This window comes from Agromyces binzhouensis, from assembly GCF_004135055.1.
Classification (GTDB): Bacteria; Actinomycetota; Actinomycetes; order Actinomycetales; family Microbacteriaceae; genus Agromyces; species Agromyces binzhouensis.
This window is the reverse complement of the sequence record NZ_SDPL01000113.1, coordinates 1-8,051: the sequence shown is the minus strand read 5'-3', so window position 1 is coordinate 8,051 and position 8,051 is coordinate 1. Positions and strand designations below refer to the sequence as shown.

The window sequence follows — 8,051 nt, the reverse complement described above, 5'->3', positions numbered from 1 at the left end:
GTCGGCGTCCTCGCCGCGATCGCCTCGACCGCGCTGTCGGCCGGGTCGCGGGCCGTGAGCACGGTCCGCGAGGCGCTCCGGCTCCCCGCGCCCGCGACGACGGCCTCGGTTCCGGCATCCGCCGAGCTCGGCATCGACGGGCTGGCGCCGGTCATCACGCCGAACGGCGAGTTCTATCGCATCGACACCGCGTTGAACGTGCCGCAGGTCGATCCGGCGCAGTGGCGGCTGCGGATCCACGGCATGGTCGACCGGGAGCTCGAGCTCACCTGGGACGAGCTGCTCGCCTTGCCGCTCGGCGAGAGCGTGACGACGCTCGCGTGCGTGTCGAACGAGGTCGGCGGCGAGCTCATCGGCACGGCTGTGTGGCTGGGCTACCCGATCCGCGAACTGCTCGCGCGGGCCGCCCCGACCGCGGACGCCGACATGGTGCTCTCGCGGAGCATCGACGGGTTCACGGCGTCGACGCCGCTCGAGGCGCTCACCGACCCGGCCCGCGAGGCGGTCCTCGCGGTGGGCATGAACGGTGATCCGCTGCCGGTCGAGCACGGCTTCCCGGTGCGGATGGTCGTGCCCGGCCTGTACGGCTACGTGTCGGCGACCAAGTGGGTGACCGAGCTCGAGGTCACCAGGTTCGATCGCGACCGCGCGTACTGGTCGGATCGTGGCTGGAGCGAGCGCGGCCCGATCAAGCTCTCGTCGCGCATCGACGTGCCGCGCGCGGGCCAGTCCGTCGAGGCGGGCACGGTCGTCGTCGCCGGTGTCGCGTGGCTGCAGCACACGGGCGTCTCGGCGGTCGAGGTCCGGGTCGACGACGGCCCCTGGCAGCCCGCGACCCTCGCCACCGCGATCTCGGCCGACACCTGGGTGCAGTGGCGGTACGAATGGGATGCCGCGCCCGGTCGCCACACGATCCGGGTCCGGGCGATCTCCGCCGACGGCGAGGTCCAGACGGCCGAGAGCGCCCCGGTCGCCCCCGACGGTGCGACCGGCCACCACGAGCGCACCTTCGACGTCCGCTGACGACCTCGCGCCGTCTCCTCCTCCACTGCTCGGGCGACGCCGTCACGCTCCACGTGGCTCCGCTGCGCGCCGGCCCGACGTCGAGCCGCGGCGCAGGCTGTCCCTGTCCCGCGGAGCCCGGTACTTCGGTACTTCGGTACTTCGGTACTTCGGTACCGAGTCCGGAGACGACGTCGTCCGTCCCGCGCGAGACCCAGGAGAGACCGCGCGCACGACCGCAACCACCGACCACGACCACGACCACGAAGGTGACCATGACGATGACGAGGACCCGGGCTCGGACCGGAACGCCATGAACGAGAAGCCGATCAAGGTCGATGCGGCGACCGATCGGACGGTCTCGGAGCTCGCGTACTTCCTGCGCACCACGAAGAAGGCCGTCGTTGCGATCGCGGTCGCCGAGTACTCCGAGCAGCGTGATCGATACCTGGCAGCTCCGGCCACGAGCGGCGGAAGCGGTGAAGGCGAGTTCGGCCCGGAGGACGGTGGCGGCGAGCACGGGGCGCCCGGCGACCACGGCACCGGCGATACCCGGGCGAGCGCTCGGCCGACCGTCCTCGACCTGGCGCCGCTGCAGCGACTCGCCCTTCGGCGCACCGAGCTCGTGCGTGCGTTCGCGACGCACGGGGCGGGCGGCATCCGGCTCCTCGACACCGCGCCCGCGGCGCCCGGCGAGGCGGGACTCGTGCTCCTCGCGGAGACCGACATCGTCGAGGGCGGGCAGGCCGCGTGGGACCTCTCGCGTGTCGCGTCGCAACTCCTCGGCCTCCGCGTGGAGGTGATCTCGACGACCATGCTCCGGCTCTTCGACAAGCCCCGCCTCCGCAGGGCCCTCGAGCAGTCGCGCCCCCTCTGACCCGCCCCGGGACCGGGGCGGTGGGGGCCCGACGGCTCAGCCGAGGCGCGGCGTGCGGGGCGGTTCGGTGCGGCGTGGTGCGAGCGCCTCGAACGCGGCGGCGAGGCGAAGCAGGGCGGTGTCGTCGTACGCGCGACCGGCGAACGTGAGGCCGACCGGCATCCGGATGTCGGCCATGAGCCCCATCGGCACCGTCACGGTCGGGATGCCCAGGTGCCGGGGCACGAGGTTGCCGTTGGCGACCCAGACGCCGTTGCGCCAGCCGAGGTCGGCGGATGCCGGGTTCACGTCCATGTCGGCCGGACCCACGTCGGCGACCGCCGGGAACGCGACCGCGTCGAGGCCGAGCTCGTCCATCCACTGCTCGAGGTCGACACGGCGGGTCTCCTCGAGGCCGCGGAGCCCCTCCTCGAGCTCGGGCATGTCGTCCCACGTCGCGTCGGGGTGCGCGCGCACCCAGCCGGGGTACTCGGCGATGTCGTCGTCGAAGCCGGTGTACCGGTCGGGCAGCGCTCCCTCGGGGCGCGGGAAGATGCGCGCGCCGTCCACGTCGGCGAGCGACGAGAGCGCCGGGTCGCCGTTGGCCCGCAGGAAGTCCTCCCAGCCCCAGGCCGAGAGGTCCACGATCTCGCGCTTCAGGAACTCCGGCGAGACGAGCCCCCGGGTCGCGATCGTCGGCGCGCCCGGGCGGTCGCCCTCGTAGTTCGTCACGGCCGGGAAGTCGACGAGCACGACCTCGGCGCCGGCCGCCTCCAGGTCGCGGCGCGCCGCCTCCCAGAGCTCGATCACCGACGCGCGGGTCTCGATGCGCTGCCCGGTCGCGCCGCCGATGCCCACGGACTCCCCGGGCGCAGCCGTGCCGGCATCGGGGTCGGCGTTCACGTACATGCGCGGCACGCCGATGCGCGTGCCTGCGAGCGCGGGGCTGCCTCCGGCGGCATCCGTCGCCAGGGCCGGGTACGAGGCGGGCCGGACGGCGGATGCCGCGGGCAGCTCGATCCACGGCTGCGCGCGCCAGAAGTCGCCGCGGGTCTCGGCGTCGTCGGCGACGATCACGTCGAGCACCTCGAGCAGGTCGGCCATCGTGCGCGTCTGCGGCACCACGACGTCCATGGTCGGGACGAGCGGCCAGTTGCCGCGCGTCGAGATGACGCCGCGCGAGGGCGTGTACGCGCAGAGCGCGTTGTTCGAGGCGGGCGCGCGGCCCGACGACCACGTCTCCTCGCCGAGGCCGAACGCCGCGAACGACGACGCCGTCGCGGTGCCCGACCCGTTGGACGAGCCCGAGCCGAACGCGGCCGTGAGGAACTCCGCGTTGTAGGGGCTCTCTGCGCGGCCGTAGACCCCGCGCTGCATGCCGCCGTTCGCCATGGGCGGCATGTTGGTCAGGCCCAGGCAGATCGCGCCGGAGCCGCGCAGCCGCTCGATCGTGAACGCGTCGCGCTGCGCGACGAGGTCGGCGAACGCCGGCGAACCGGATGCCGCAGTGAGCCCCTTCACGAGGTAGGAGTCCTTCGCGGTGTACGGGATCCCGTCGAGCGGCCCGAGCACCTCGCCGCGCGCCCGGCGCTCGTCGGAGGCGCGCGCCTCCTCGAGCGCGTCGGGGTTGCGGACGACGACGGCGTTCAGCGCCGTCTCGGTGTCGGGCCCGTCATAGGCGTCGATGCGCGCGAGGTACGCCTCGACGAGCTCGACCGCGGTCGTGCGGCCGGCCTCGAGCGCGGCGCGCAGGTCGGCGATCGGGGCCTCGACGACGTCGAAGCCGGTGTCGGTGCGGGACTCGGTGCGGGTGTCGCTCATCATCGCTCCGTCTCCTCGTTCGGCAGCGCGGGCTGCTGCTGGGTGATGCAGTGGATGCCGCCGCCGCGCGCGAAGATCGGGCGCGCGTCGACCGTGACGACCCTCCGGCCGGGGTACGCGTCGGCGAGGATCGTCGCGGCGCGCTCGTCGGCCTCGGGCTCGCCGAATCCGCACGCCACGACGCCGTCGTTCACCACGAGGTGGTTGACGTAGCTCCAGTCGACGAACCCCTCCTCGTCGCGGAGGGTCGCGGGCGCGGGCAGGTCGACGACCTCGAGCGCTCGGCCCGCGGCATCCGTCTCGCCCTCGAGCTGCGCGCGCAGCGCGCGCGTGACCTCGAAGTCGGGGTGCGCCGGATCGGCCTGGTGGTGCAGGAGCACGCGTCCGGGCGAGGTGATCGTCGCGACGATGTCGACGTGGCCGTTCGTGCCGAAGTCGTCGTAGTCGCGCGTGAGGCCGCGCGGGAGCCAGATGGCCTTGGTGGCGCCGATGGTGCGGGCCATCTCAGCCTCGATGCGCGCCCGGTCGGCGTAGGGGTTCCGGCGCGGGTCGAGCTGCACGGTCTCGGTCAGCAGCACGGTGCCCTCGCCGTCGACGTGGATGCCGCCGCCCTCGTTCACGAGAACGGAGCTCACGAGCTCGGCGCCGACGTGCGCGGCAGCGAAGCGGGCGATCTCGGCCGAGACCTTCCACTCGGCCCACTCGGGCGCGCCCCAGCCGTTGAAGACCCAGTCGACCGCGCCGAGCACTCCGGGGCGCTCGTCGTCGAGCACGAAGGTCGGGCCGAAGTCCCGCATCCAGAACTCGTCGAGCGGGGCCTCCACGATGTCGACGTGCGAGCCGAGCATCCGGCGCGCGCGGCCGAGCTCGGTGGGGTCGACGACCATCGTGACCGGCTCGAACTCGGCCACGGCGTGGGCGACGGCGGTCCAGGCCGCATAGCCCTCCTCGCGCTCGGACGCCTCGGCGCCGAGCGTGATCCCCTCGCGGGGGAACGCCATCCAGGTGCGCTCGTGCGGTGCGGTCTCGGCGGGCATGCGCCAGCTCATGCGTCGACTCCTTCGGTGCGGGCGGATGCCGCGGCATCCGTCTCGATCATGGCAGCGGATGCCGCGCCCGGCCGCTTCGCGGGATCGCGGTACGGGTCGGTGGTCAGCCACAGGATCGCGTAGATGCCGGCGGCGAGCACGGGCCCCACGAGCGCGGAGAGGTCGGCGCCGCCGAGGGCGGCCGAGATCGGACCGACGTAGAGCGTCGTGTTGGCCGAGAGCACGGCGACCGTCATCGCGCCGACCATGGCGACGACGCCGGGGAGGAACCAGCCGCCGCGGTACCAGAACGGGCTGCCCTTCCGCGTGTCGTCGAGGTCGGCGCCGCGGTAGCGGTTGCGACGGAGCACGATGTCGATCGCGTAGATCGAGACGAGCGGGCCGAACACCGTGACCGACAGCTCGAGCGAGGCGCTCAGCGCATCGAGGAAGCTCGGGCTGAGGAAGAGGACCCAGCCGGCCGCCGCGGTCGCGACGATCCCGGTGACGATCGTGGTCGCGGGTCGCGAGATGCGCTCGGCGAGCGCCTGCGCGTAGAAGCCGGTCGAGTACGCGACGAGCACGTTGTTGGTGATGCTCGAGAGGACGATCATGCCGAGGAATAGCGGCGTGAACCACGCGGGCACGATCTCGCCGATCGTGAGCTCGGGATCGGTCATGTCGATGGCGGTGCCGGCGATGACGCCGAGCGCGCCGATGAGCAGGGCGGGCACGAAGCCGCCGAGGGCCGTGTACCAGGCGACGGCCTTCTTCGAGACGTCCGCCGGCAGGTACCGGGCGTAGTCGGCGCCGATGCCCCAGGAGAGCGGGCTCGAGGCGACGATCGCGAAGCCGAGCATGACGAGCGCCCAGTGGTCGGCGACGGGCAGCGGTTCGGCGGTGTACGCCCAGTCGGCCGCACCGAACACGAAGACTGCGAGCACGACGAACACGACGGCCAGCGCCGCCGAGAACCACGGTGCGAGGGCGAGGATCGTCGCGTGGCCGTAGACGCCGATCACGAAGCTGAGCACGCCGATCACGGCGAGGACGATCCACTCGCCGCCGGCCGGCAGGCCGATCCCGAAGTGGGCGAGCAGCGCGATCGCGCCGAGCGTCGCGAACGCGACGTTGATGACCTCGTAGAAGAGCCCGATGAGCACGCCGAGCCCGGCGCCGAAGACCTTGTTGCCCCGGATGCCGAAGAACGCCCGCATGATCGCGACGCTCGGCGAGCCCGAGGCGGGACCGCTGACCGCGAGCCATCCGACGAGCGCCCACCAGAGGTTGCCGACGACGGTGATCGCGAGCGCCTCCCAGAGCGGGAGGCCGAGGAGCATCAGCACGCCGCCGACGACGAAGTAGAGGTAGCCGACGTTCGCCGACATCCAGACCCAGAACAGGCTGGACGGACGGCCGTGGCGCTCGGAGGCGGGGACGTGCTCGGTGCCGTGCTGCTCGACGTGGCCGACGCGGTCGGTCGCGGGGGCGGGAACGGATGCCGCGGTCGCGGCGGGCGCTGCGGAGGACGTCGCGGCGTCGGCGGCGCGGATCTCCTCCGGGGTCTGGATGCTCATGTGCGGAACCTCATCGTTCGACGGCGGGATGTTCGATCGAGCGGATCGATATATTGATCATGCGATCAATAAGGTGGGAGATTACCTAGACTGGCAGCACGATGTCAACACCCGTCCGCACCCGCGCCGCGCGCAAGAGCCCCGCAGAGCGATCCGCCGAGATCGTCGAGGCCGCGCGCCTCGTCGCGCTCGAACAGGGCCTCACGGCGGTCACCCTGCGCGCCATCGCCGCACGTGCGGGCGTCGCACCGGCGCTCGTGGCGCACTACCAGCCGAGCATGGACGCGCTGGTGGCGGACACCTTCGCGCACATCGTCGCAGAGGAGCTCGACGAACTCTCCGGCCTCCTCGCGGCCCTCCCCGGACCCACCGAGCGCCTCGGCACCCTGCTCGACACGCTGCTCGACGGCACACGCGACGACGTCACGATCGTCTGGGTCGAGGCCTGGGCGCTCGGCCGTCGCAACGACGCGCTCGCGGCATCCGTCCGGACGCAGATGGACGACTGGCAGGCCCTCCTCCGCCGGATCATCGAGGAGGGCGTCGATCGCGCCGGGTTCCGCGCACCGGATGTCGACGCCGCGGCCTGGCAGATCCTCGGCATGGTCGACGGGCTCAACGCGCAGGCGCTCGTGCGCTGGGGCGACGCGAGCGAGCGCGGGTCGCTGATCCACGGGGCCGTCGAGGGCATGCTCGGCCTCCAGCATGGCGCGCTGGCCGTCCCGGACTGACCACGCGCGTGCCGGAGCTCGCCTCCGTCGTCGGAGGCCGCACCTACGCCGCGCCGGCCGCGATGTCGGATGCCGCCGCTAGCGTGGGCACCACGACGACGGCGGAGGGAGCCCGATGTACCTGGCCGACGGCACGGTGGTCACGAGCGCGAGCGACCTCAAGAAGGCGTCCGACTGCGAGTTCGCGTTCCTGCGCGAGCTCGACGTGAAGCTCGGGCGCGAGACGCTGTTCGAGCCGGTCGCCGATGCCATGCTCGAGCGCGCCGGTCGCATGGGCGACGCACACGAGTTGCGCGTCCTCGAGCGCTATCGCGACGAGTTCGGCGACGGCGTCGTCGAGATCGCGCGACCCGACCTGCGCGACCCCGAGCAGCTCGAGGCCGCCGTCGCGGCGACCCATGCGGCGTTCGAGTCGGGCGCACCCGTGGTGTTCCAGGCCACCTTCGTCGACGACGGGTTCGTCGGCTTCGCCGACTTCATCGTGCGACAGCCCGACGGGCGGTACCTCGTCCAGGACTCCAAGCTCGCCCGGCGTGCGCGGGTGACGGCGCTCCTGCAGCTCGCCGCCTATGCGGCGCAGCTCGACCGCATCGGCATCCCGAGGGCCGACACCGTCGAGCTGCTGCTCGGCGACGGCACGACCAGTTCGCACCGGCTGGAGGACATCGAGCCGGTGTTCCTCCTCCGCCGCGACCGGCTGCGGCAGATCGTCGAGGAGCGGCTCGCCGACGACGGGCCGGTCGCGTGGGGCGACCCGCGCTACGCGCTCGACGGGCGATGCCCGACGTGCGACCTCGAGGTGCAGGCGAACCGAGACCTCCTGCTCGTCGCCGGGCTCCGCATCACGCAGCGCGCGCACTTCCATGCGGCCGGCATCACCACGATCGACGAGCTCGCGGCATCCGCCGGGCCCGTCGACGGCGTGCTCGATGCCACGCTCGAGGGCCTGCGGGTGCAGGCCCGGCTGCAGCTCGCCGCCGAGGCCCAGGCCCTCGCCGCCGAGGCGTCGGGCGACCGCTCGCCCGACGATCCGCCG

Annotated in this window: 7 protein-coding genes; 4 read left to right on the top strand and 3 right to left on the bottom strand. The window is 72.9% G+C overall.

The features are described 5' to 3' along the window. A partial coding sequence (locus ESO86_RS07615) for a molybdopterin-dependent oxidoreductase (RefSeq protein ID WP_165307478.1) occupies window positions 1-1,023 on the top strand: 1,023 nt, incomplete at its 5' end. Between the two features lie 292 nt (window positions 1,024-1,315). Continuing rightward, window positions 1,316-1,879 (top strand): hypothetical protein, encoded by a 564-nt coding sequence (locus ESO86_RS07610; RefSeq protein ID WP_129234359.1) that lies wholly within the window; start codon window positions 1,316-1,318, stop codon window positions 1,877-1,879. A gap of 36 nt (window positions 1,880-1,915) precedes the next feature. Here ESO86_RS07610 and ESO86_RS07605 read toward each other — a convergent pair whose 3' ends face one another. Genes ESO86_RS07605 through ESO86_RS07595 form a run of 3 tightly spaced genes read right to left on the bottom strand, consistent with a single transcriptional unit; the run spans window position 1,916 to window position 6,284 of the window. Further along, window positions 1,916-3,682 (bottom strand): amidase, encoded by a 1,767-nt coding sequence (locus ESO86_RS07605; protein WP_242492261.1) that lies wholly within the window; start codon window positions 3,680-3,682, stop codon window positions 1,916-1,918. Continuing rightward, window positions 3,679-4,728, bottom strand: coding sequence for an agmatine deiminase family protein (locus ESO86_RS07600; protein ID WP_129234358.1), 1,050 nt, complete (start codon window positions 4,726-4,728; stop codon window positions 3,679-3,681). The genes ESO86_RS07605 and ESO86_RS07600 overlap by 4 nt, the downstream gene beginning before the upstream one ends. After that, window positions 4,725-6,284 carry a purine-cytosine permease family protein gene (locus tag ESO86_RS07595; RefSeq protein ID WP_129234357.1) on the bottom strand — a complete coding sequence of 520 codons (1,560 nt, stop codon included), beginning with the start codon at window positions 6,282-6,284 and terminating at the stop codon, window positions 4,725-4,727. The genes ESO86_RS07600 and ESO86_RS07595 overlap by 4 nt, the downstream gene beginning before the upstream one ends. 101 nt (window positions 6,285-6,385) lie before the next feature. Here ESO86_RS07595 and ESO86_RS07590 point away from each other — a divergent pair, with 101 nt between their 5' ends. Together ESO86_RS07590 and ESO86_RS07585 are read left to right on the top strand one after the other, a co-directional pair. Beyond that, entirely contained in the window at window positions 6,386-7,015 is a 630-nt protein-coding gene (locus ESO86_RS07590) for a TetR/AcrR family transcriptional regulator (RefSeq protein ID WP_129234356.1), read from the top strand. A 115-nt stretch (window positions 7,016-7,130) separates the two neighbouring features. Continuing rightward, the coding region (locus tag ESO86_RS07585; RefSeq protein WP_422836483.1) for a PD-(D/E)XK nuclease family protein at window positions 7,131-8,051 on the top strand (921 nt) is incomplete at its 3' end.

Coding starts and splice junctions, on each gene's coding strand:
- ESO86_RS07590 (WP_129234356.1), top strand. CDS start 6,386: ATGTCAACACCCGTCCGCACCCGCGCCGCGCGCAAGAGCCCCGCAGAG.
- ESO86_RS07595 (WP_129234357.1), bottom strand. CDS start 6,284: ATGAGCATCCAGACCCCGGAGGAGATCCGCGCCGCCGACGCCGCGACG.
- ESO86_RS07600 (WP_129234358.1), bottom strand. CDS start 4,728: ATGAGCTGGCGCATGCCCGCCGAGACCGCACCGCACGAGCGCACCTGG.
- ESO86_RS07605 (WP_242492261.1), bottom strand. CDS start 3,682: ATGATGAGCGACACCCGCACCGAGTCCCGCACCGACACCGGCTTCGAC.
- ESO86_RS07610 (WP_129234359.1), top strand. CDS start 1,316: ATGAACGAGAAGCCGATCAAGGTCGATGCGGCGACCGATCGGACGGTC.